The organism is Actinosynnema sp. NPDC049800 (genome assembly GCF_040656635.1).
Taxonomy (GTDB): Bacteria; Actinomycetota; Actinomycetes; order Mycobacteriales; family Pseudonocardiaceae; genus Actinosynnema.
On record NZ_JBFAMT010000005.1, the window covers coordinates 107,626 to 129,098 of the forward strand.

Genomic DNA, 21,473 nt, shown 5'->3' on the forward strand with positions numbered 1-21,473 from the left:
TCGTCTGGCACGCTCGTACCCATGGGGACGCGGAGGGTTCTTGCGGTTCTGGCTGCGCTCGCGCTGGTCGCGACGGGTTGCACGGCTACACCGCCGCCGCCCCTGGTGCCGTCGACGCCCGGCATGACGGTGGTCCCGAAGGAGAAGCAGAACGAGGTCGTCGTCGGCATGGACGACGTCAAGGGCGGCTACAACCCGCACACGCTGGCGGGCCAGAGCACGGTCACGACGGCGCTGGCCGCGTTGCTGCTGCCCTCGACCTTCCGGACCGACGCGGACGGCAGCCCGCGGCTCGACCTGGACCTCGTGGTGAGCGCCGAGGTGACCAGCGCGGAGCCGTACACGGTCACCTACACGTTGCGCCGTGATGCCAGCTGGTCGGACTCGGCGCCCATCGCGGCCGAGGACTTCGTGTACCTCTGGCAGCGCATGCGGGAGGAGCCCGGGGTGATCGACCCCGCCGGGTACCGGCTCATCGACGACATCGCCAGCCGTGAGGGCGGCAAGGTCGTCGAGGTCGTGTTCACCAAGCCCTACCCCGGCTGGCGCAGCCTGTTCCGCAACCTGCTGCCCGCCCACCTGCTGAAAGACGCGCCCGGCGGGTGGAGCGCGGCGCTCGCGGACAGCTTCCCGGCCACGGCGGGGCCGTTCGCGGTCCGCACGCTGGACCAGCCGCGCGGCGAGATCATCCTCGAGCGCAGCGACCGCTTCTGGGAGGCGCCGCCCGCCCTCGACCGGGTGATCCTGCGCCGCGCCACCCAGCACGACACGGTCGAGGCGTTGAACACCGGCGACGACCAGGTCGCCCTCATCCGCGCGGACGCCATCGCGGTCAAGGACATCGACGAACTGGCCAAGACCACGTCACTCGCGAGCGTCGTCGTCCCGCGCCCGGAAGTCGTCCAACTCCTCTTCCGACCCGCCTCGCCACGAATGCAGGACCTCCGCGTCCGCACCGCGGTGATGAACCTGCTCGACCGCGACGACCTGATCGCCGCCGGCACCCGCAGCGGGCCCAGCGCGAACCTCCGCGCGGACGCCCAGGTGATCCCGCCGAGCAAGCCCGGCTACACCCCGACCATGCCCGCCAAGGCCGGTGACCCGGCGCTACTGCTCACCGAAGCGGGTTACACCCGACCGGAGGGTGGGCAGTGGGGGCGTGACGGCAAGCCCTTCGAGTTGACCATCGCCGCACCGGCCGGGATCGAGCCGTACGTGACCGTCGCCAACCGGGTTCAACGTCAACTGTCATTGTCCGGAATCGCCGCACGCGTCCTGACAACGCCGCCCAATCAGTTGTTCGGCCAAGATCTGTCGGATACCGCCGCTTCCAATGAGCCCGTCGACATTGCCGTCGTGCCCCAGGTCGACGCCGGCGATTCCGCGGCCGTTCTGGCATCCACATTCGGGTGCCGTCCGTCACCCGAGGACGGCGGTACACCCATTCCGGCGAATCTGTCCGGTTTCTGCGACCAGGCGGTCCAGCCGGTGATCGAACAGGCCCTCAGCGGGCAGGTGCTGCTCGCCGACGCCCTCAAGACCATCGAGCCGGTGCTCTGGCAGCAGGCGGTCTCGCTGCCGTTGTTCCAGGTAGCAGACCTGCTGGTGGTCCTGCCGGAGGCCGAAGGCGTCACCGCCGGTGCTCCGTTCGCCGGTCCGCTGAGCACCGCGCGGACCTGGCGACGGCAAGGCCGTTGACCGTTGACCCGGACGAAACACTGGCTTCAAGATGCGTTCGCGGTGCAGTATTGACAGTATTCCCGTCGTCCGGTTAACGAACGCTCCCGCCCGGTAACGACGGAGTCGCGTGCTGCGACCAACGTGTCACCCTTTGGTCACGATCGGCCGATGGGCAGTGACCGTGCCGCGCACTGGTTCTTATCGTGCTGCAACGGTGTGTCGGTTCGGGGCGCGTTTGGCACATCACGGTTATGGGTGGAAGTCGGCCCAAACGGTCGCTCCAACCCAGTGCTAGGAGGGCACGTGTCGATGAGGAGATCAAAGGCTGTCTCGGCGCTCGCGCTGCTGACCTCGGCCACGCTCGCGCTGAGCGCGTGCGGTGGCGGCGGGACGAGCGGCGATCAGGGCGGCCAGCAGAACGCCGACCCAGGCAAGATCGGCGCGCAGGACGAGGTGTTCCAGCGCCCGAAGGTTGACGACATCGGCGAGATCGCCATCGCCGTCGAAGAGGGCTTCGACGACTACCAGAACTACATCGGTGCGTCGAACAGCTTCGCCAACACGATCGCGTTGTCGAATGTGATCCCCTCGCCCTACTTCACCGACTTCGTCGACGGCAAGCTGGTCATCAAGGTCGACGGCGACCTGATGGAGTCGATCAAGGTCGTCTCGAGCGACCCGCAGGTCATCGAGTGGAAGGTGCGGAAGGAGGCGGTCTGGTCCGACGGCGAGCAGATCGACTGCGACGACTTCTACCTGAAGTGGCTGGCCGCGACGAGCAAGGCCACCATCAAGGGCGACGACGGCACCGAGGTCTCGATCTGGGACGCCACGCCGACCGGGTACGAGAACATCGAGAAGATCGAGTGCTCGGACAACGACAAGACCGTCAAGACCTCCTTCTTCAAGGACAAGCCGTACGCCGACTACCGCGGCATCTTCTCCACCCCCGGTAGCGACGGGCTCCTCCCGGCGCACGTCCTGGAGAAGCAGACCGGCATCGCCGACATCATGAAGGTCACGCCGGAGCAGAACGACGACCAGGTCAAGAAGGCGGCCGAGTTCTTCACCAAGGGCTGGCGCGGCTTCAACAAGGACCTGTCGCTGTCCGGCAGCGCCTACATGATCGAGTCGACGGACCTGAAGGACCAGACGGTCCTCGTCCGCAACCCGAAGTGGTGGGGCAACCCCGGTGGCCCGGCGCGGGTCATCCTGAAGACCAACACCGACTCGCAGTCGGCGACCCAGCAGCTGCAGAACAAGGAAGTCGCCGTGATCGCGCCGCAGGCCGACCCGGCGGTCGCCCAGCAGCTGCGCGGCGACAGCGCGTTCACCGTCTTCGCGGCCGGTGGCCAGACCTTCGAGCACGTCGACTTCAACATGTCGCTGCCCTTGTTCAAGAACAACAAGGAACTGCGGCTGGCGATCGGGCAGTGCTTCGACAACCAGGGCCTGGTCGACAAGCTGATCAAGGACGTCGACCCGAACGCCACCCCGCTGGGCAGCCTCGTGATGATGCCCAACGAGGTCGGCTACGAGGACCACTACAGCGACCTCGGCAAGGGTGACGTGGCCGCGGCCAAGAAGACCCTCGAGGACGCCGGCTGGAAGCAGGGCGCCGACGGCATCTACGCCAAGGGCGAGTTCCGCGCGTCGTTCAAGCTGGGCCACAAGATCGTCCAGCGTCGTGCCGACACGGTCCGCATCCTGCAGGACAAGTGCAAGCAGGCCGGTATCGAGATCATCCAGGACCAGGCTGACGACTTCAACTCCAAGCGGCTCACCGCGAGCGAGTTCGACGCGGCGCTGTTCGCGTGGGTCGGCCAGCCCCTGAAGGCCGGCGCCTACGGCAACTACGCGTCGAAGGACGCGGGCGGCTCGGGCAACTACAACCTCTACTCGAACAAGCAGGTCGACGAGAAGTGGAAGGCCGCCAACGGCGAGCTCGACTACGCCAAGCGCCTCACCATGATGAACGAGGTCGACAAGCTGATGCGGGACGACCTGCACAGCATCCCGCTGTTCCAGCTGCCGGACTTCGCGGCGAGTGACGCGAACATCGGCCCGATCGCCTACGTCGGCGTCGGCGGCGGTGTCACGTGGAACCTGTTCGCGTGGCAGAAGAAGTAGGTTCGGCGCGGTTCGCTTGAGTTGTAGAAGATGAGTCCGGCCCGGGGGGTCGGTGCAGACCGCACCGACCCCCCGGACGGTGTCCGCGTTCCGGTGGGTGGGATCGCCGGCTGTCGCAGGCGGCTGGCCTGCCTGGGAAGACAAGAGACTTGTCATGTTCCGTTACATAATCCGGCGGTTGTTGATCGCGATTCCGCTGCTGATCGCCGCCTCGTTCCTCTGCTTCGGACTCACCGCCGCGATGGGCGATCCCCTGGACGAGTGGAAGCTCCAGAAGCCGCGGACCCCGGCTGAAATCGCCCTCGCCTACGAGCGCACGGGCTACAACAAGCCGTTCGTCGAGCGCTACGTCGACTGGGCCGGCAAGTTCGTCACCGGCGACTGGGGCGAGTCCGTCGTCCCCGGCAACGCCGGCAAGCCGGTCAAGGACGACCTGTTCAAGGCCTTCACCGTCACCCTGCGCCTGATCGTCGCGGCCGAGTTGATCGCGTTGATCCTCGGCATGGCGATCGGCGTGATCGGCGCGGTCAGACAGTACTCGATATTCGACTACACGGCGACCGGAATAGCGTTCGCGATGTTCTCGATGCCGCTCTTCTGCGTCGCCCTCATCCTGAAGGCGGGCGGCATCCAGCTCAACAACTGGCTGGAGTCGATCGGCGGGGACCGGTGGATCATCACCGCGGGACCGCCGGGTGACGGCTTCAAGGGCAGCTTCGGCGAGCAGGTGTTCCAGTACAGCGGCGCCTACATCCTGCCGACGATCTGCCTCGTGGTGATCCAGTTCGCGCTGTACAGCCGGTTCCAGCGCGCGTCCATGCTGGAGACGCTGAACGCCGACTACGTGCGAACCGCGCAGGCGAAGGGCATCTCGCAGGGGCGGTCGATCTTCCGGCACGCGTTCCGCAACGCCCTGATCCCGATCATCACCGTCTCGTCGCTGAACATCGGCGCCGGCTTCGGCGGCGCGGTGATCACCGAGACCGTGTTCGGCTGGTCCGGCATGGGCAAGTTCCTGATCGACGCGATCACGAAGAAAGAGCCATACCAGGTGCTCGGCTTCATGATGGTGACCGCGGTGTTCATCATCGTGTTCAACCTGATCGCGGATGTCCTTTACGCCTACCTGGACCCGAGGATTCGCCTTGACTGAGATCGGTTCGCCTGTGGCGCAGGCTCCAACGCCCACCTCGGCCGAGGCAAGTCAGTTCGACACCACCTCGGCCCGCAAGCAGTGGCAGGTCATCCTGCGCCGCTTCCTGCGACACCGCGCCGCCGTCGTCGGCCTCGCGTTGTTCGTCGTGCTCGTGCTGTTCGCCTTCCTGGGCGGGCTGATCTGGAAGTACTCCTACACCGACCTGGGCTTCCAGCGGTACCTGCCGCCCAGCGGCGACCACCCGTTCGGCACCGACCGGCTCGGCGGCGACATGGTCGCGCTGATCATCCGCGGCTCGCAGTTCTCGTTGCAGATCGCGATCGTCGTCGCCCTGGTGTCCACGGTGATCGGTGTCGTGCTCGGCGCGCTCGCCGGGTACATGCGCGGCTGGGTCGACAGCCTGATCAGCCGGTTCATCGACCTGCTGCTGGTCATCCCCGCGTTCGTGATCGCGGCCGTGCTGGTTCGCAACAGCTTCGTGCTCTCCGTCGCGGGCGGCAGCGGCAGCAACTGGCTCATCGTGGCGCTGTACCTCGGCCTGATCGGCTGGCTGTCGATCGCCCGGGTGATCCGCGGCATGGTGCTGTCGTTGCGGGAGAAGGAGTTCGTCGAGGCGGCCCGCGCGCTGGGCGCGTCCACCTCGCGGATCGTCTTCCGGCACATCCTGCCCAACACCGTCGACGTGATCATCGTGAACGCCACGCTGGCGGTGGCCCAGGCGGTGCTGCTGGAGGCCGCGCTGTCGTTCATCGGCCTCGGCGTGCAGCCGCCGGACACCTCGCTCGGGCTGATGATCAGCCTGAACAAGAACGAGCTGACGCTGCACCCGTGGTTGTTCTTCATCCCGTTCGCCTTCATCGTGCTCATCTCGCTGTCGGTGAACTTCATCGGCGACGGGCTCCGGGACGCCTTCGACCCGAGGCAGAAGAGGGTGAAGGCATGAGTGAGGTGGACGTGATGGGCGCACCGGAGTCCTCGGCGTGGCAGAGCACCGCCGGGAGCGGTGAGAAGCTGCTGCGAGTCGAGAACCTGTCGGTGGACTTCCCGACCGACGACGGCACCGTGCACGCCGTGCGCGACGTGTCGTTCACCCTCGGCCCCGGCGAGGTGCTGGGCATCGTGGGCGAGTCGGGTTCCGGCAAGTCGGTGTCGTCGATGGCGATCATGGGCCTGCTGCCCAAGACCGCGAAGATCGGCGGGTCGATCAAGTTCAAGGACCGCGAGCTCGTCGGCCTGAACTACAAGGAGATGCAGCCGGTACGCGGCAACGGCGTCTCGATGATCTTCCAGGACCCGATGACCTCGATGAACCCGGTCTACACGGTGGGCTGGCAGCTCGCCGAGGCGCACCGGGCGCACCACGACGTGTCGAAGAAGGCCGCCTGGGCCAAGGCCGTCGAGGCGCTGGAGCTCGTGGGCATCCCGCAGCCGGACCGCCGCGCCGCGCAGTACCCGCACGAGTTCTCCGGCGGCATGCGGCAGCGCGCGATGATCGCGATGGCGATCATCAACGACCCGGACGTGATCATCGCGGACGAGCCGACCACGGCGCTGGACGTGACCGTGCAGGCGCAGATCCTGGACACGCTGCTGCGCATCCGGGACGAGACGAGCGCGGGCATCATGGTCATCACGCACGACCTGGGCGTGGTGGCGGGCATGGTGGACCGCGTGCAGGTCATGTACGGCGGCACGGTCGTCGAGCAGGGCGCCGTGGACGAGGTCTTCGAGGCCCAGCGGATGCCGTACACCGTCGGCCTGCTCGGCTCGATCCCGAACCCGAACATGCTGGGCAAGCGGCTCACGCCGATCAAGGGCGCCCCGCCGTCGCTGATGAACCTGCCGCGCGGCTGCTCGTTCTCGCCGCGCTGCCCGTTGGCGATCGACGAGTGCCGCGAGACCGAGCCGCTGCTGCTGGAGACCGACCGGGCCGGCCACTTCGCGCGGTGCCACCGCTCCGCGCACCTGGCGACCATCGAGAACCCGCAGCGGCTGTTCGCCCACGACGAGATCGGCGTGGTCGAGAACCCCGCGTCGCTGACCATGGCGAACCCGGACATCCCGGTGAGCGAGGACGTCGACGTGGTCGAAGCTCGGTTGCACGAAGAGGAGAAGCCGACCTCATGACCTCGACAGAGATCAACGCCCAGGCCGGTGGCCTCGAGTCCGGCGCACGTCCGGGCGAGTCACCGCTGCTGGAGGTCAAGGACCTGGTCAAGTCGTTCCCGGTGCGCGGCGGTGGCATCATCCCGCGCACGGTGGGGCAGGTCCAGGCGGTGTCCGGCGTCAGCTTCGCGCTGCACCAGGGCGAGACGCTCGGCCTGGTCGGCGAGTCCGGCTGCGGCAAGTCCACCACCGGTCGGGCGATCCTGCAGCTGCACAAGCCGACGTCGGGCTCGGTGAAGTTCGAGGGCCGCGAGCTGACCACGTTGCGGGGCAAGGGCCTGCGGTCCGTGCGCCGGGACATGCAGATCGTGTTCCAGGACCCGTACGCGTCGCTGAACCCGCGCTGGCAGATCAACGAGCTGATCTCCGAGCCGTTCAAGATCCACGGCATGCCCGAGGGCAGCGGCACGGACGTGCAGGGCCGGGTCAACGAGCTCATGGAGCTGGTGGGCCTGAACCCGGAGCACCGCAACCGGTACGCGCACGAGTTCTCCGGCGGCCAGCGCCAGCGCATCGGCATCGCCCGGGCGCTCGCGCTCAACCCGAAGCTCGTGGTGCTGGACGAGCCGGTGTCCGCGCTGGACGTGTCGGTGCAGGCGGGCGTGGTGAACCTGCTGGAGGAGCTGCAGGAGCGCCTGGGCCTGGCGTACCTGTTCGTGGCGCACGACCTGTCGGTCGTCCGGCACATCTCCGACCGGGTCGCCGTGATGTACCTCGGCAAGATCATCGAGATCGGCGACCGGGAGGACATCTACGCCCGGCCGATGCACCCGTACACGCAGGCGCTGCTGTCCGCGGTGCCGGTGCCGAACCCGAAGCTGGAACGCGGGCGTCAGCGGATCGTGCTCACCGGTGACGTGCCGTCGCCGGTGAACCCGCCGTCGGGCTGCCGCTTCCGCACCCGGTGCTGGAAGGCGCAGGACATCTGCGCCGTCGAGGAGCCCAAGCTGGAACGGCGCGGCGACGCCGAGGGCACGCTCTCGGCGTGCCACTTCGCCGAGGTGGCGCCCGCCTTCGGCGGCTGAGCCAGAGGTCCCCGCCGCTGCTCCGCCGCCTGCGGAGCAGCGGCGGTTCCCCACCGATTACTCTCTTCCGGTGACGCTCACCGCTCCACCACGGTTGCTGCTGGTACACGCACACCCCGACGACGAGAGCCTGTGGACGGGGGGCACCATCGCCCGCTACTCGGCGATGGGCGTGCACGTCACCGTGGTCACCTGCACCCTCGGCGAGGAGGGCGAGATCATCCCGCCGGCGCTCCAGGAGCTGACCGCGGACGCCGCCGATCAGCTCGGCGGGTACCGGGTCGCGGAACTGAGATCCGCCTGCGCGGCGCTCGGCGTGACCGACCACCGGTTCCTCGGCGGCATCGGCCGCTGGCGGGACTCCGGGATGGCGGGCGTCGAGGCGAACGGGCACCCGCGCGCGTTCGTCAACGGCTCGCCCGACGAGCAGGCCGCCGCCCTGGCGGAGATCATCGCGTCGGTGAAGCCGCAGGTCGTCGTCACCTACGACGCCTTCGGCGGCTACGGGCACCCCGACCACATCCGGGCGCACGAGATCACCATGGCGGCGGCGACGGACGTCGACCGGGTCTTCCACGCGGTGACCTCCCGGGCGGCGACCGAGGCGGGCGCGGCGGCGCTGGCGGAGATCCCCGACCTGCCGTGGCGGCTGCCCGCCGAGGGCGAGCTGGCGGTCACCGACGACGCCGCGATCACCACCACGATCGACATCTCCGAGCACCTGGTCGCGAAGCTCAGGGCGTTGCGCGCGCACTCCACGCAGATCAGCGTGTGGCAGGACGGCTCGGGCCGGGCCGCCTACGCGCTGTCCAACGGCATCGCGCAGCCCGTAGTGCAGGCCGAGCACTACGTGCTGGCCAAGGGGCCCGCGGAGGGCGCGGAGGCCGACCTGTTCGGAGGGCTCGATTGACCGATCGCCTGGCTCTCGTCGGGATCGGGCTCGCGGCGTTCGCGCTCGCGGTGCTCGAGCTGTTCTTCCTGCCGATGCGGTTGGACGGCACGCTGCTGCCGCGGGTGGACGACCTGCCGTTCCCGATCACGGTGGTGCTCGCGATCGTGACCACGCCGATGCTGGTCGTCGCCGCCTCGCGGCACGCGCACCGCACGTTGGCCGCCGTGTCGCCGCTGCTGGTGTGGATCGGCACGTTGCTGCTGTTCGGCCTGTTCGGCCCGGGCGGCGACGTGGTACTCCTCGAAGACTGGCGCACCCTGGTGCTGTTCGCCGGGGGCGCGCTGCCGGGCGCCATCGCGGTGGGCGCGCACATGGGGAGGACGGCCGGTGCCGGAGACGATCACTGACCGGGACGTGGTGCGGGCCCTGCGCCCGTTCGTGCGGGCCACCGGTCCTCTGCTGGACACCCTGCGCGACGCGAACCTGCTCGGCCTGCGCGACCGCGAGGCGGAGCGCGACGCCGACCGCAAGCTCGTCGACAAGCTCTGGGACCAGCTGGCCGCGGTGAAGGTGCCGGGCACGGCCGCGTGGACGCGCATGGACGTGCTCCAGCGCGACGAGTTCTGGCTCAACCGGGTCGGCCGGGTGGTGTCGCTGGTCGCCGCGCTGCCCGGCATCGGCGGCGTGCTGGCCGACCGGCTGCCGATCCAGTCGGCGCTGGGCGCGGCGGGGCAGGGGCTGCTGCTGTCGGCGATCGCGGGCGAGCACGGGTTCACCTCGACCGAGGACCGCGTGCGGCTGCTCGCGCACGTGCTGTTCCAGCGGGAGGTCGACGGGCTGCCGGTCGACTCGGCCAAGGAGGACGAGCAGACCGCCGTGCTGACCGAGGAGCTGCGGGAGCGGTCCACGTTCCGGGCGATCGGCGCGACGATCTGGAAGCTCGCCAAGGTCCTCTGGAAGCTGGAGGACGAGCTGGACAAGCGCCCGCAGGGCCGGCTGTACCACCAGGCGCTGGGCATGCTGCCGGTCGTCGGCGTGGTGGGCGACTACTTCGGCGAGCGCTCGGCGTTGAAACGGGTCCGCAAGGCCGCCTACGCGTGGTTCGACACCCAGTAGCGGTAGCGGTGGTGCTCGACGCAGCCCAGCGACTCGTAGAGCGTGATCGCGGGCTTGTTGTGCTCGGCCACCTGGAGCGCGCACGTCGTCGCGCCGCGGTCGACGCCCCACGCCGCCAGGCCGCCCATCAGCCGCCGTGCCAGCCCGAGCCGGCGCGCCTCGGGGCGGACGGCGAGCCGCGCCACGTGGAGCAGGTCGCCGACGACGGCGCCGCGCACGGCGGCGAGCACCCGGCCGTCCCCGACGACCGCGCCGAAACCGACCTGTCCGCCGGACGCCAGCACGTGCCGTTGCGCGGGGGTCGGGTCGGGTTGCGCGGCCAGCTCCCACCATCCGGGAGACGGGAAGTCCGAAATGACCACGTCGGCTTCCTTCGGGGTGGCGAACCCAGCCGTCGAGCCGGTCATCACCAGCGATTCCGCGCCGCCCGGGTGATCGACGTCGATCCGCCATCCGGCCGCTTCGACGCCCGCCTCGGCGGGTGCGCCGATCACCACGTGGGCGGCCGGCTTGATGCCGTTGGCGGTCGCGAAGTCGATCACCTCGGCGAGCGCGTCGGCGACCGGGATCCCCGGATCACCCGTGGTCAGGGCGCTGTTGGCACGTCCGGTGAAGCCGCCCGCGGCCCTGAGCCGCCACTGCCCGAGCGGCCGGTCGACCAGCGCCGGCCACGCGTCGGCACACCGTTGCTCCAACTCGGTGACGTGCTGCACCCCCGCATCGTGCACCGCGCAGGTGAGCGGCGGTCTGTGAGGTGGAGCACGGTGCTGATAAGGCAAGCCTGCGCGTTGGACAATCGACTCCGCCGCGTACTCTCCGGCTTGCGCGGTGTGGACCAGAACAAGAGCAGGAGAGCGCAGTGACCTATGTGATCGCCCAGCCGTGCGTGGACGTGCTCGACAAGGCGTGCATCGAAGAGTGCCCCGTCGACTGCATCTACGAAGGCGACCGGATGCTCTACATCCACCCGGATGAGTGCGTCGACTGTGGTGCTTGCGAGCCGGTGTGCCCCGTCGAGGCCATCTACTACGAGGACGACGTGCCGGACGAGTGGAAGGAGTACACGAAGGCGAACGTGGACTTCTTCGACGAGCTGGGCTCACCCGGCGGCGCCTCCAAGGTCGGCAAGGTCAGCGCCGACCCCGCGTTCATCAAGGCTCTCCCCCCGCAGGCGTCGCACGAGTGACGTCCAGCAGGAGGCTCCCGGACTTCCCCTGGGACTCGCTGGCCGACCACGCCGCCAAGGCGCGCACGCACCCCGGCGGCGTGGTCGACCTGTCCATCGGCACCCCGGTGGACCCGGTCCCGGAGCTGATCCGGCACGCCCTCGGCACGGTGGCCGACGAGCCGGGCTACCCGACCACGCACGGCACGCCCGCGTTGCGCGAGGCGGTCGTCGGCGCGCTGGCGCGGCGGCACGGCGTCGTCGGGCTCGACCCGGCGGCGGTGCTGCCGACCATCGGGTCGAAGGAGCTGGTGGCGTGGCTGCCGACGTTGCTGGGCCTGGGGCCGGGCGACGTGGTGGCCATCCCGGCGTTGGCGTACCCGACCTACGAGGTGGGCGCGCGGCTGGCGGGCGCCACCCCCGTGCGGCTGGCCGACGGCGAGCCGCCGCCGCCCGGGACGTCGCTGGTGTGGCTGAACTCGCCGTCCAACCCGACCGGTCGGGTGCTGTCGGAGGCCCAGTTGGCGCAGGCCGTGGCCGACGCGCGGGCGGTCGGGGCCCTCGTCGCGTCCGACGAGTGCTACTTGGCGCTCGCGTGGGACGCGCAGCCGGTGTCCGTGCTGCTGCCGTCGGTCAACGGCGGATCGTTGGACGGCGTGCTGGCCGTGCACTCGTTGTCGAAGTCGTCCAGCCTGGCCGGGTACCGGGCGGGGTTCGTGACGGGCGACCCGGCGCTGGTGGCGTCGTTGCTCGAGGTGCGCAAGCACGCGGGGATGATCGTGCCGCGGCCCGTGCAGGCGGCGATCACGGCGGCGATGAACGATGACGCGCACGTGGCCGAGCAGCGCGAGCGGTACCGGGCGCGGCGTGCCGTGCTGCTGCCCGCGCTGACCGCGGCCGGCTTCACCGTCGACCACTCGGAGGCCGGCCTCTACCTGTGGTCGACCCGCGACGGCGAGAACGCCTGGGACACCATCGGCTGGCTCGCGGACCGCGGCGTCCTGGCCGCCCCGGGCACGTTCTACGGCCCGACGGGCGACCGGCACGTCCGCATCGCGCTGACCGCCACCGACTCCGCCATCACCACGGCCATCGCCCGCCTGAGCGACTGACCGCCTCCTCCGCCCGGCCGTAACGTCCCGCCGCCTCACCCGATGGTGAGGTCGATGGCGCTCGGCACAACGGTGCCGCGGGTCACCGGAACGGCGGGACGGGCGTGGCACGCAGAACGACGGAGCAGGGCCTCCGATTACGCCGTGACGAGCGGTCGGGCAAGCACGTCTGGCGCTGGTCCGCCGCCGCGGTGTTCGTGGCGGGCGCCGCCGTCGTGCTCACGCAGGCGCCGCCGGCCGACCTCGGCAACGGGTGGACGGGGTCGGCTCCCCAGGTCAGCGCCGCCGCGGCCACGTGCGCCATGGTCGTCGCGCTGCTCACGTTCGTCTGCGTGCAGGTGCGGGAGACCCGCAAAGAGCGGCGCGAGCGGCGGGCGCGGGAGAGCGCCGAGTGGACGAGCTTGCGCGAGCACATCCACCTGTTCGTGGACGGCCGCTGCCCGACGGTGCGCGAGGTGACCGACCACGCCGCGGTGGGCGTGACCAGGTCGCTCGACCTGCCCGGTGCCGGTGGCGCGGCCGCTTACGTGCCGCGTGACCTGGATGAGAAGCTGGTCGCGCTGCTGAAGGAGTCCGCTTTCACGCTGCTGCTCGGGGAGTCGAAGGCGGGCAAGACGCGGACGGCGTTCGAGGCGGTCCGGGCCGCGCACCCCGATCGGGCGCTGGTCGTGCCGCGCACCCCGGGCTCGCTGGACGAGCTGATCTCCTTGGGGGTCGACTTCGGCGACTGCGTGGTGTGGCTGGACGACCTGGACCGCTACCTGGGCGCCGGTGGCGTCTCGTTGCAGACCATCACCGCCCTGACCGCCGGCACCTGCCGCGTCGTGGCCACCATGCGCAACAACGCCAAGAGGGTCTACGCGCCGGTCAACGGGCAGGACGGCCCGGAGTGGCGGGTCATCCGGCAGGCCGAGTCCCGGTCGCTGGAGCGGGTGCTCACCGAGGGCGAACTCGACCGGATGGCCGCGGTGCTGCCCCACGTCCCACCGTCCGCGCTGGCGGACCGGGGACTGGCGGAGTACCTGTCCGCGGCGCGTGACTTGGTCGACCGCTTCGACGACGCTGCCTCCGCCAACCCTTGCGGGCACCACCTGGTGCTGGCTGCGGTCGACCTGATGCGCTGCGGGCTCCGCGTCCCCACGACCGCCGACGTGTTCGCGGTGGCCCGGGCGATCCGGCCCGCCACCGAGCCCGAGTGGTCCGACGACGACCTGCACGAGGCGCTGCGCTGGGCGTGCGAGGCGGTCTACGGCACCAGCGCGCTGGTGCGGTCGGCGGACACGGGTCTGCGGGTCTTCGACTACCTGGTCGACGAGGTGGACGCCCGCCGCCAGGACGTCCGCGACGAGGCGTGGGAGTTCGCGGGGGCTGTGACCGGGGAAGCCGAGCGGGTCGACGTCCTGCGGGCCGCCATCGCCTACGAGCGGGTGGACGTCCTCGTGCCGCTGTGCCGCCGGCTGGCGACCAGCCCCGACCCGACGCTCGCCGGCAACGCCCTGTACAACCTGGCGATCCACGAGCGCCGCGGCGGTGACCGGGCGGAGGCCCTGCGGCTGCTGCGCGAGAGCCAGGCGCTCGACTTCCCGTTCGCCTACCACCGGGAGGCCGTGTGGGAGCTGCGGGCGAAGCACTGGCGGAAGGCCGACCGGCTCGCGGAGAAGGCCTTCAAGCTCGGCGACCGGGACGTCGCGTCCATGATGGGGCACCACGCGATGCGCCGGAACGACATGCCCCGGGCCCGGCTTTGGTTGGCGCGCGCGGCCGACCAGGGCAACCGCGACTGCCTGCGGCACCTGGTGGGCATCGAAGCCGAGCTGGGCGCGTCGCCGACCGCCCGGACCCGGATCGAGGAAGCGGCGCGTGACGGCGACCCGTTCAGCAGGTTGGCGTTCGCCGAGATCCTGATGCACGAGGGACGCCGGCGCGCGTCCCGCGCCCTGCTGCGCGACCTGCCGTCGGACGACGAGGCCTACCAGCGGCACGCGATGTTCATCGGGCGGATCCACGCCGGCACGGGCAGCACTGCGAAGGCGCTGGAGTGGTACCGGCTGGCCGTCGCGCGGGGCGTCGAAGCCGCCCGGGTGGACCTGGCGATGCTCCTGCTCAAGCGGCCGGGCGAGGCGGGGGAGGCCTGGGACATCCTCCAGGGCGAGGCGGCGGCCGGGTCGCGCAAGGCCAAGCGGGTGCTCGCGCGCGAAGCGGTGCGCCGCCGTGACTGGGCCGAGGCGGAGCGGTGGCTGGTCGAGCTGGCGGGGGGCGACGACCTGCGGTCGACGCACGACCTCGCCCGCCTCTACGAGGTCACCGGCCGCTTGGATGAGGCCGAGAAGCACTTCAGGCGCGCGTTCAAGCAGGGGCACCACCACTGCGCCGACCACGTGGCCGTGCTGGTCCTGGCCCGGCGCGGCTACGAGGAGGCCCGCACGTGGTTGGAGCGGGTGGCGCGCGGGTCGACGTCGATCGCGCGGGTCGTTCCCCTGATCGACGAGCAGTCGGCGCCGTTGATCGCCAGGATTGTCGGCTGGCAGTTCACGCCTCTCGGCCTGCGGGTCCAACGGCTGCTGTGGTCGTCACCGCTGCTGGGCCGCGTGCTGCGGAAGGTGACCGAGACCATGGACGTCCGCCTCTCGGACGTCAAACTCGTCGCCTTCCACACCGACGACTGACCGCGTGTCGAACGCTCAGGACCCCCGAGTTCGACGCTCAGGTCGCCTGAACGCGAACTCGGGGGTCCGACGCGCGGGGTCAGTCGTTGGCGTGCAGGGCGGCGTTCAGCTCGATGCCCGTGCCCTTGCGGGGCAGGACCTTGACGACGCCGGTGGTCGAGTCGCGGAGGAACAGCAGGTTCGACATGCCCGACAGCTCACCGGCCTTGACGACCGCGCCGTCCGCGCCGGTGACCTTCGTGCCCGCCGTGATGTAGAGGCCGGCCTCCACCACGCAGTCGTCGCCCAACGAGATGCCCACGCCGCCGTTCGCGCCGATCAGGCACCGTTCCCCGACCGAGATGACCTGCTTGCCGCCACCGGACAACGTGCCCATGATCGACGCGCCGCCGCCCACGTCCGAGCCGTCACCGACGACCACACCGGCCGAGATGCGGCCCTCCACCATGGACGTGCCGAGCGTGCCGGCGTTGAAGTTCACGAAGCCCTCGTGCATCACGGTCGTGCCCGACGCCAGGTGCGCGCCCATGCGCACGCGGTCCGCGTCCGCGATCCGCACCCCGGACGGCACGACGTAGTCCACCATCCGGGGGAACTTGTCGACCCCGTACACGGTCACCGGACCACGCGCCCGCAGCCGCAGCCGGGTCTGCTCGAACCCCTCCGCCGCGCACGGGCCGAAGTTCGTCCACACCACGTTGTTGAGCAGCCCGAACAGCCCGTCCAGGTTCGCGCCGTGCGGCCGCACGAGCCGCGACGACAGCAGGTGCAGCCGGAGCCACACGTCGTAGGTCGAGGTGGGCGCGTCGGCCAGCGAGCCGATGCCGACCCGGACGCCGACGACCTCGACGTCGCGCTCGGCGTCCGCGCCGAGCTGCTTGGCGGCGGCCTCACCGAGCGCGGCCGAGACCTCCGCGGACGACAGCAGCGCCACACCGGGCTCCGCGTCCCCGAGGGACGGCGACGGGAACCACGTGTCCAGCACAGCGCCGGTAGGGGTGACGGTGGCGAGTCCGACGCCGTACGCGCCGGTGGGGTTTGCGGTGCTCACGGGTGTCAACGGTAACGTGCGCCGCGTGGCCGACACCTTGCACCTCGCCGCCGATCCCGTCGAGCTGACCGCCGCGCTGGTCGACACGCCCAGCGTCTCCGAGGACGAAGCGCGGATCGCCGACCTCGTCGAACGGTCCCTCAAGGACCAGACCGCCCTCGAAGTCACCAGGTCCGGCAACGCCGTGCTGGCCCGCACGAACCTCGGCCGCCCGTCCCGCGTCGTGCTCGCCGGCCACCTCGACACCGTGCCGATCAACGACAACCTGCCGTCCCGCCTGGAGAACGGCATCCTGCACGGCTGCGGCACCGTCGACATGAAGGGCGGCGACGCGGTCATGCTGCACCTCGCCGCCACGGTCGCCGACCCCCGCCACGACCTCACCTTCATCTTCTACGACTGCGAGGAGATCGAGGCCGTCCGCAACGGCCTCGGCCGCATCGAGCGCGAGCTGCCCGAGTGGCTGCACGGCGACCTCGCGATCGTGTGCGAGCCGTCCAACGGCGTGATCGAGGCCGGCTGCCAGGGCACGATCCGCGTCGAGCTCCGCACGAAGGGCGTCCGCGCCCACACCGCGCGCGGCTGGATGGGCGTGAACGCCATCCACGCCATCGGCGACGCCCTGAACCGCCTGGCCGCGTACGAGCCGCGCCAGGTCGAGATCGACGGCTGCCTGTACCGCGAGGGCCTGCAGGCCGTGAAGATCAGCGGCGGCGTCGCGGGCAACGTCGTGCCGGACGAGGCCGTGCTCACGGTCAACCACCGCTTCGCCCCCGACCGCACCCCCGAGCAGGCCGAACAGCACCTGCGCGAGGTGTTCGAGGGCTACGACCTCACGGTCACCGACAGCTCGCCGGGCGCGCTGCCCGGCCTGAACGCGCCGACCACGAAGGAGCTGGTCGACGCCGCCGGCGGCACCCCCGTCGCCAAGCTCGGCTGGACCGACGTGGCCCGCTTCGCCGCCCTCGGCATGCCGGCGGTGAACTTCGGGCCGGGCGACCCGACGCTCGCGCACACGCAGCAGGAGAACGTCCCGGTGCACCAGATCCGGCAGTGCGCCGACGTGCTGCGCCGCTTCCTCGGCCCGGCGCGCGGCTAGACTCCGGCCAATGACGGACAGCGTGGACGAGCACCCCAAGGAGAAGCAGCGCGGACCGGTCGTCCTGCGGCGCGAACGCCGCGACGAGCTGACCACCACGGACCAACGGCTGCTGGACTCGCGCGGCCCGAGCGACTGGGTGCACACCGACCCGTGGCGCGTGCTGCGCATCCAGGCGGAGTTCGTCGAGGGCTTCGGCGCGCTGGCCGAGGTGCCCAGCGCGGTGACCGTGTTCGGCTCCGCCCGCACCGGCCGCGACCACCCCGAGTACGAGACGGGCCGCAAGCTGGGCGGCGCGCTGGCCGAGGCCGGGTTCGCGGTGATCACCGGCGGCGGGCCGGGCGCGATGGAGGCGGTCAACCGGGGCTGCTCGGAGGCGGGCGGGTTCTCCATCGGCCTCGGCATCGAGCTGCCGTTCGAGCAGGGCCTGAACCCGTGGGTCGACCTCGGCGTGAACTTCCGCTACTTCTTCGTGCGCAAGACCATGTTCATCAAGTACTCGCAGGCGTTCATCTGCCTGCCGGGCGGGTTCGGCACGCTCGACGAGCTGTTCGAGGCGTTGACGCTCGTGCAGACGAAGAAGGTCACCAAGTTCCCGGTGGTCCTGTTCGGCAAGGCCTACTGGCAGGGCCTCTACGACTGGGTCCGCGACTCCGTGCTGGCCAGTGGCAAGGTCGGCGAGAAGGACCTCGACCTGCTGTACCTGACCGACGACATCGACGACGCGGTGCGCGTGGTGAACGACGCGCACAAGGCGTGGGCGGACGCGCACTGACCTGGTGGGGTCGCGCGCGTCCCGTCAGCTGACGCGCGCCTCCTCCAGGCCTCGTGCGGCGGCCAACCGCGTCGCCTCCTCCGCGAACATCCCCACGTCCAGCGGCACGAACGGCGACACCTTGACGTCCAGCCGCGCGCCCGTCGCCCTGGCCTGCCAGGTGCCCAGGATCTCGCCGTCCACGAGCAGCGCGCCACGGCGGCCCAGGATGCGCCACACCTGCTTCTGGTGCGCCTTGTCCGGCACGAGCAGGTCGCGGTCGCGCGCGTTCAGGTAGGGGTCCAACGGCGGCAGCAACCGCACCACCTCGGGCTCCGGCGGGTTCTCGAAGGCCGCCATCCGATCGGCCGGCAACCACGCCCGCTTGGACACCGCCACCAGGTCGTCCGGCCACACGTCCTTCACCTCGCGCACCGGCGCGCCGAAGTAGTGCGCCACCTCGGACGGCCCGGCGGGACCGTGCAGCCGCAGGTAGTCCGCGATCAGCGCCTCGAAGCCCTCGTTCGCCCGGGGCACCTCGCGGCGGCCCTCCAGCGGCACGAACGTCACCGTCCTCTCCGCCGGGTCGAACCGCAGGCCGGCGGGCAGCACGGCGAGGCGAAAGACCGGGTCCAGCACGTGCGTGGCGTCGCACCCCCGGCACCAGGCGGTGACCTCCGGCCGCACCTTCGCGGTGAGCCGGGACGACGCCTCACCCTTCGTCATCGGCCCGCTCACCACCTCGCGCAACGCCGCCGCGACCTCGTGCAGCACCTCCAGCCCGTCCGCCACCGGCGGCCGGTTCATCCGGGTCACCGCGTCGGCGTCGCTCAACGGCCACAACCGAGCCGCCAACGCCGCCACCTCGTCGGTCCGGTGCCAGTGCGGCGCACCCCGCACGCTCCACGTGAGGGTGAACGCGTCCAACTCCGGCACCGTCGCCAACCGCGCCGCCAACCCCACCACCGCCGACCGCTCGGAGTCCTGGAGCCCGAGGTCGAACACCCGCAACCGGGACGCGTCGGTGACGGACCGGTCGAACTGGTGCGCCGCGACCCGGTACGCGATCACCCGTTCGCGGTCAGCCAAGGTCGGCGTCCAGGATGATGAGCTCGTGCTCCAACCGGGCCGTCCCGGAGATGCCGGCGAGCTCACCGGTCCCCGACCCGGGCACGATGTGCCCCCAGAACTGCGCCCCGTCCGGCGACATGATCGCGCCGTGCTGGAGCACGAACGTCCCAGCCTTCCCCTCAACCGTCCCGGTGAACCTCTCGGTGCCCACGTACCCGGCGGCGCCGTCCGACGGCTGGCACATCGTCAACTCGGCGGTGCTGGTGCCCTCCATCGCGCCGCTGTACGCCTTGTCCACGAGCGCCCGGCCCAGCTGCGGCTCCGCCTCGTCGTAGACGGTCTGGTCCCATCGGGTGATCTTGAACGTCGCCTTCGCTTCCATGCGGGTGATCCTCGCAGGAAATCCTGTCACCCGCTGTCAGCTACCCCCGTCCACTGACGCGCGTTGCCCACACCCTTCCCCAAAGGAAGGGCTTCGTGTCATCCCGCCGACCTGGCTCCGCCCTACCGCGCGTGTCAAGGGGGGCGCTGTTCACCGATGCCCGCACCGTCCACTGATGTCGCCCCCCTTGATACGTGTGGTAGCCCGTAGGAGGTCGGTGGGATGACACGAAACCCGACCAACAACGGACCCGGCACATCCCCACCCACCGGCCGTCATCCTGCTGATCTGCCCGTCCGGCGAGGACTCTTTAGCTTTCAGCTTTTCGGCCCTCAACCCTTCGGACCTCACCCGCCCGCGAACACTCACCCTCGCGGCACCGTCAACCACGACTCCGCCCCGAACGTCACCGACGACCCCAGCACGCTATACCCCTCGTACCGGGCATCCACGGTGTCCACGACCAGCACCAACCGGTTCCCGGCCGCCACGTCCCACACCACCGGCTCCAACTCCACGTCCACCACCCGCGTCCCGCTCCCCGCCACCGTCACCGGCTTGTGCGTGACCAACGCACCCAACCCCAGCGCGTTCACCTCGTACAGGTACGCGTACAACGTCGTCCGAGCCGCACTGGGCGTCACCGTCAAGCGCACCCGAGGCGTCCCGCTGACCGTCGTCCCGCGCCACTCCACCGGCCCCCGCCACACCGCCGCCGCACCCCGGTCGATCAACGGCGTGGCCACCCCGACCGGCACCCGCAAGAACCCCTGCAACGCCCCCGACACCAGCACCACCCCGCTCTCCGCGAGCGTCGGCCACCCAGCCGCGATCCGATCACCAGCTCCGAACCGATCCGCCGCCAACGCCACCACGTCCGTCCGAGCCGTCACCGCCGCCCACGACGCGAACGATCGCCAACCACCACCGTTGTTCGGCTTCACGTGCACGGGCAGCTCCCGCTCGACCCCGTTCGCCGCACCTTTCAAGTGGTGGTCGAACCAACGCCCCACCGACGTCCAGATCTCGTTCGGCAACCCGGCCGCCCCGAACAGCTCCGCCGTCGCGTGGTCACCCGGCGACAGCATCAACCGCTTCGGGCCGGTCAACGCGCCGAAGAAGTCCGTGATCTGGCTCGGCGGGAACAGCCCGTCGTTCCACGCGTTGCCGATCATCACCGCCGCCTTGATCGACGACACGTGCGAAGCGGGTGACCGCGGCGGCGAGATCGGCAGCACGTCGGCGAACCGGTCGTCCCGATAAGCGGCTTCGGCCTCGCGCAGCACCGGCCCCGGCCGTCCGGTCAGCTTCCCGGCCGCCAGCAGCAACTCCACCGCCTGCGCGCTGACCGTCTCGTTCGGGTACAGCGAGCGCCCGAGGTCGGTCCACGTGCTCAGCGCCGCCACCGCCTTGATCCGGGGGTCGCGCGCCGCGGCCAACAACGACTGGCCCGCCCCGTACGAGATCCCCCCGACGCCGATCCGCGCCGGGTCACCGCCCGCGTGCGCCAAGCCCCAGTCGATCACCCGGCTGACGTCGGCCACCGTGTCCGGCCCGGCCACGTCGATCTCACCCGCCGAGTCGTGGAAGCCGCGCGACGTGTAGCTGATCACCGAGTACCCGGACTCGTACGCCAGCTTCGCCGCCGCCCCGACGTACTCGATGTTGTTCACGCCCCAACTCGACGGCAGCACGATCAACGGGAACGGCCCGCTGCCCCGCCCGGTCGGCGTGACGACGAACGCCTTCAACGGCGTGCCACCCTCACCGGGAACGGTCTCGTACGCGACCGCGAACCCGGGCTCCACCGCCCGGACCGGCGGCGCCACCACGAGCGCCACCACAGCGGCGAACACCAGGGAAAATGATCGGCGCACGAGGTCCTCCTTGACCTTGCCCTTGACTGACCACACCCGCACCCGCACCCGCACCGGAACCAAAACCGGCACCCGCATCAGGACCGTGACCGTGACCGGGATCACGCACCACGCTACCGGCGAGTAAACAC

At 70.5% G+C, this 21,473-nt stretch carries 19 protein-coding genes; 14 read left to right on the forward strand and 5 right to left on the reverse strand.

Going from position 1 to position 21,473, the window contains the following annotated elements:
* Positions 1-21: 21 nt before the first annotated feature.
* The 9 genes from AB0I91_RS09150 to AB0I91_RS09190 all read left to right on the forward strand — a co-directional run bounded on the left by AB0I91_RS09150 (position 22) and on the right by AB0I91_RS09190 (position 10,165).
* On the forward strand, positions 22-1,698 hold the full coding sequence (locus AB0I91_RS09150) for an ABC transporter family substrate-binding protein (RefSeq protein WP_499636255.1): 1,677 nt from the start codon (positions 22-24) through the stop codon (positions 1,696-1,698).
* A gap of 291 nt (positions 1,699-1,989) precedes the next feature.
* On the forward strand, positions 1,990-3,810 hold the full coding sequence (locus AB0I91_RS09155) for an ABC transporter family substrate-binding protein (protein ID WP_499610250.1): 1,821 nt from the start codon (positions 1,990-1,992) through the stop codon (positions 3,808-3,810).
* Positions 3,811-3,964: 154 nt separating this feature from the next.
* Complete coding sequence (locus AB0I91_RS09160) at positions 3,965-4,963, forward strand: ABC transporter permease (RefSeq protein ID WP_498774644.1); 999 nt, start codon at positions 3,965-3,967, stop codon at positions 4,961-4,963.
* Positions 4,956-5,909, forward strand: a complete 954-nt coding sequence (locus tag AB0I91_RS09165) for an ABC transporter permease (protein ID WP_498774302.1) — start codon at positions 4,956-4,958, stop codon at positions 5,907-5,909. The genes AB0I91_RS09160 and AB0I91_RS09165 overlap by 8 nt, the downstream gene beginning before the upstream one ends.
* Positions 5,906-7,093: an ABC transporter ATP-binding protein gene (locus AB0I91_RS09170; protein ID WP_498774304.1), complete on the forward strand. Its 1,188-nt coding sequence runs from the start codon at positions 5,906-5,908 to the stop codon at positions 7,091-7,093. The genes AB0I91_RS09165 and AB0I91_RS09170 overlap by 4 nt, the downstream gene beginning before the upstream one ends.
* Positions 7,090-8,157, forward strand: a complete 1,068-nt coding sequence (locus tag AB0I91_RS09175; RefSeq protein WP_498774306.1) for an ABC transporter ATP-binding protein — start codon at positions 7,090-7,092, stop codon at positions 8,155-8,157. Before AB0I91_RS09170 ends, AB0I91_RS09175 begins: the two co-directional genes overlap by 4 nt.
* Positions 8,158-8,227: 70 nt before the next feature.
* On the forward strand, positions 8,228-9,067 hold the full coding sequence (gene mshB / locus AB0I91_RS09180; protein ID WP_498774308.1) for an N-acetyl-1-D-myo-inositol-2-amino-2-deoxy-alpha-D-glucopyranoside deacetylase: 840 nt from the start codon (positions 8,228-8,230) through the stop codon (positions 9,065-9,067).
* Positions 9,064-9,456, forward strand: coding sequence for a hypothetical protein (locus tag AB0I91_RS09185; RefSeq protein ID WP_499636257.1), 393 nt, complete (start codon positions 9,064-9,066; stop codon positions 9,454-9,456). Before mshB ends, AB0I91_RS09185 begins: the two co-directional genes overlap by 4 nt.
* Positions 9,437-10,165 (forward strand): hypothetical protein, encoded by a 729-nt coding sequence (locus tag AB0I91_RS09190; RefSeq protein WP_498774312.1) that lies wholly within the window; start codon positions 9,437-9,439, stop codon positions 10,163-10,165. The genes AB0I91_RS09185 and AB0I91_RS09190 overlap by 20 nt, the downstream gene beginning before the upstream one ends.
* Here AB0I91_RS09190 and AB0I91_RS09195 read toward each other — a convergent pair.
* Positions 10,141-10,878 carry a GNAT family N-acetyltransferase gene (locus AB0I91_RS09195; RefSeq protein ID WP_498774314.1) on the reverse strand — a complete coding sequence of 246 codons (738 nt, stop codon included), beginning with the start codon at positions 10,876-10,878 and terminating at the stop codon, positions 10,141-10,143. The two genes, AB0I91_RS09190 and AB0I91_RS09195, sit on opposite strands and share 25 nt — an antisense overlap.
* Before the next feature lie 146 nt (positions 10,879-11,024).
* Here AB0I91_RS09195 and fdxA point away from each other — a divergent pair, with 146 nt between their 5' ends.
* From fdxA to AB0I91_RS09210, 3 genes are all read left to right on the forward strand, one after another.
* Entirely contained in the window at positions 11,025-11,351 is a 327-nt protein-coding gene (fdxA, locus tag AB0I91_RS09200) for a ferredoxin (protein ID WP_053716290.1), read from the forward strand.
* On the forward strand, positions 11,348-12,442 hold the full coding sequence (gene dapC, locus AB0I91_RS09205) for a succinyldiaminopimelate transaminase (RefSeq protein WP_498774316.1): 1,095 nt from the start codon (positions 11,348-11,350) through the stop codon (positions 12,440-12,442). Before fdxA ends, dapC begins: the two co-directional genes overlap by 4 nt.
* A gap of 104 nt (positions 12,443-12,546) precedes the next feature.
* On the forward strand, positions 12,547-15,108 hold the full coding sequence (locus tag AB0I91_RS09210) for a tetratricopeptide repeat protein (protein ID WP_498774318.1): 2,562 nt from the start codon (positions 12,547-12,549) through the stop codon (positions 15,106-15,108).
* 79 nt (positions 15,109-15,187) lie between these two features.
* Here AB0I91_RS09210 and dapD read toward each other — a convergent pair whose 3' ends face one another.
* Positions 15,188-16,159, reverse strand: coding sequence for a 2,3,4,5-tetrahydropyridine-2,6-dicarboxylate N-succinyltransferase (gene dapD, locus AB0I91_RS09215; RefSeq protein WP_499636259.1), 972 nt, complete (start codon positions 16,157-16,159; stop codon positions 15,188-15,190).
* Positions 16,160-16,184: 25 nt separating this feature from the next.
* Between dapD and dapE the strand changes: the two genes are divergently transcribed.
* On the forward strand, positions 16,185-17,258 hold the full coding sequence (gene dapE, locus AB0I91_RS09220) for a succinyl-diaminopimelate desuccinylase (protein ID WP_498774322.1): 1,074 nt from the start codon (positions 16,185-16,187) through the stop codon (positions 17,256-17,258).
* 10 nt (positions 17,259-17,268) lie between these two features.
* Positions 17,269-18,033, forward strand: coding sequence for an LOG family protein (locus AB0I91_RS09225; RefSeq protein WP_498774324.1), 765 nt, complete (start codon positions 17,269-17,271; stop codon positions 18,031-18,033).
* A 24-nt stretch (positions 18,034-18,057) separates the two neighbouring features.
* Here the strand turns inward: AB0I91_RS09225 and AB0I91_RS09230 are convergent, their stop codons facing one another.
* From AB0I91_RS09230 to AB0I91_RS09240, 3 genes are all read right to left on the reverse strand, one after another.
* Positions 18,058-19,101, reverse strand: coding sequence for a DNA glycosylase AlkZ-like family protein (locus tag AB0I91_RS09230; protein ID WP_499610236.1), 1,044 nt, complete (start codon positions 19,099-19,101; stop codon positions 18,058-18,060).
* A complete protein-coding gene (locus tag AB0I91_RS09235) occupies positions 19,094-19,465 on the reverse strand; it encodes a DUF3224 domain-containing protein (protein ID WP_498774328.1) in 372 nt (123 codons plus the stop codon). Before AB0I91_RS09235 ends, AB0I91_RS09230 begins: the two co-directional genes overlap by 8 nt.
* Before the next feature lie 365 nt (positions 19,466-19,830).
* Entirely contained in the window at positions 19,831-21,420 is a 1,590-nt protein-coding gene (locus AB0I91_RS09240; protein WP_499636261.1) for a CocE/NonD family hydrolase, read from the reverse strand.
* Positions 21,421-21,473: the final 53 nt, after the last annotated feature.

Excerpts from the sequence above, each read along its gene's own strand:
- AB0I91_RS09170 (WP_498774304.1), top strand. The coding sequence starts at position 5,906 with ATGAGTGAGGTGGACGTGATGGGCGCACCGGAGTCCTCGGCGTGGCAG.
- AB0I91_RS09155 (WP_499610250.1), top strand. The coding sequence starts at position 1,990 with ATGAGGAGATCAAAGGCTGTCTCGGCGCTCGCGCTGCTGACCTCGGCC.
- AB0I91_RS09160 (WP_498774644.1), top strand. The coding sequence starts at position 3,965 with ATGTTCCGTTACATAATCCGGCGGTTGTTGATCGCGATTCCGCTGCTG.
- AB0I91_RS09240 (WP_499636261.1), bottom strand. The coding sequence starts at position 21,420 with ATGCGGGTGCCGGTTTTGGTTCCGGTGCGGGTGCGGGTGCGGGTGTGG.
- AB0I91_RS09235 (WP_498774328.1), bottom strand. The coding sequence starts at position 19,465 with ATGGAAGCGAAGGCGACGTTCAAGATCACCCGATGGGACCAGACCGTC.
- AB0I91_RS09150 (WP_499636255.1), top strand. The coding sequence starts at position 22 with ATGGGGACGCGGAGGGTTCTTGCGGTTCTGGCTGCGCTCGCGCTGGTC.
- AB0I91_RS09175 (WP_498774306.1), top strand. The coding sequence starts at position 7,090 with ATGACCTCGACAGAGATCAACGCCCAGGCCGGTGGCCTCGAGTCCGGC.
- AB0I91_RS09225 (WP_498774324.1), top strand. The coding sequence starts at position 17,269 with ATGACGGACAGCGTGGACGAGCACCCCAAGGAGAAGCAGCGCGGACCG.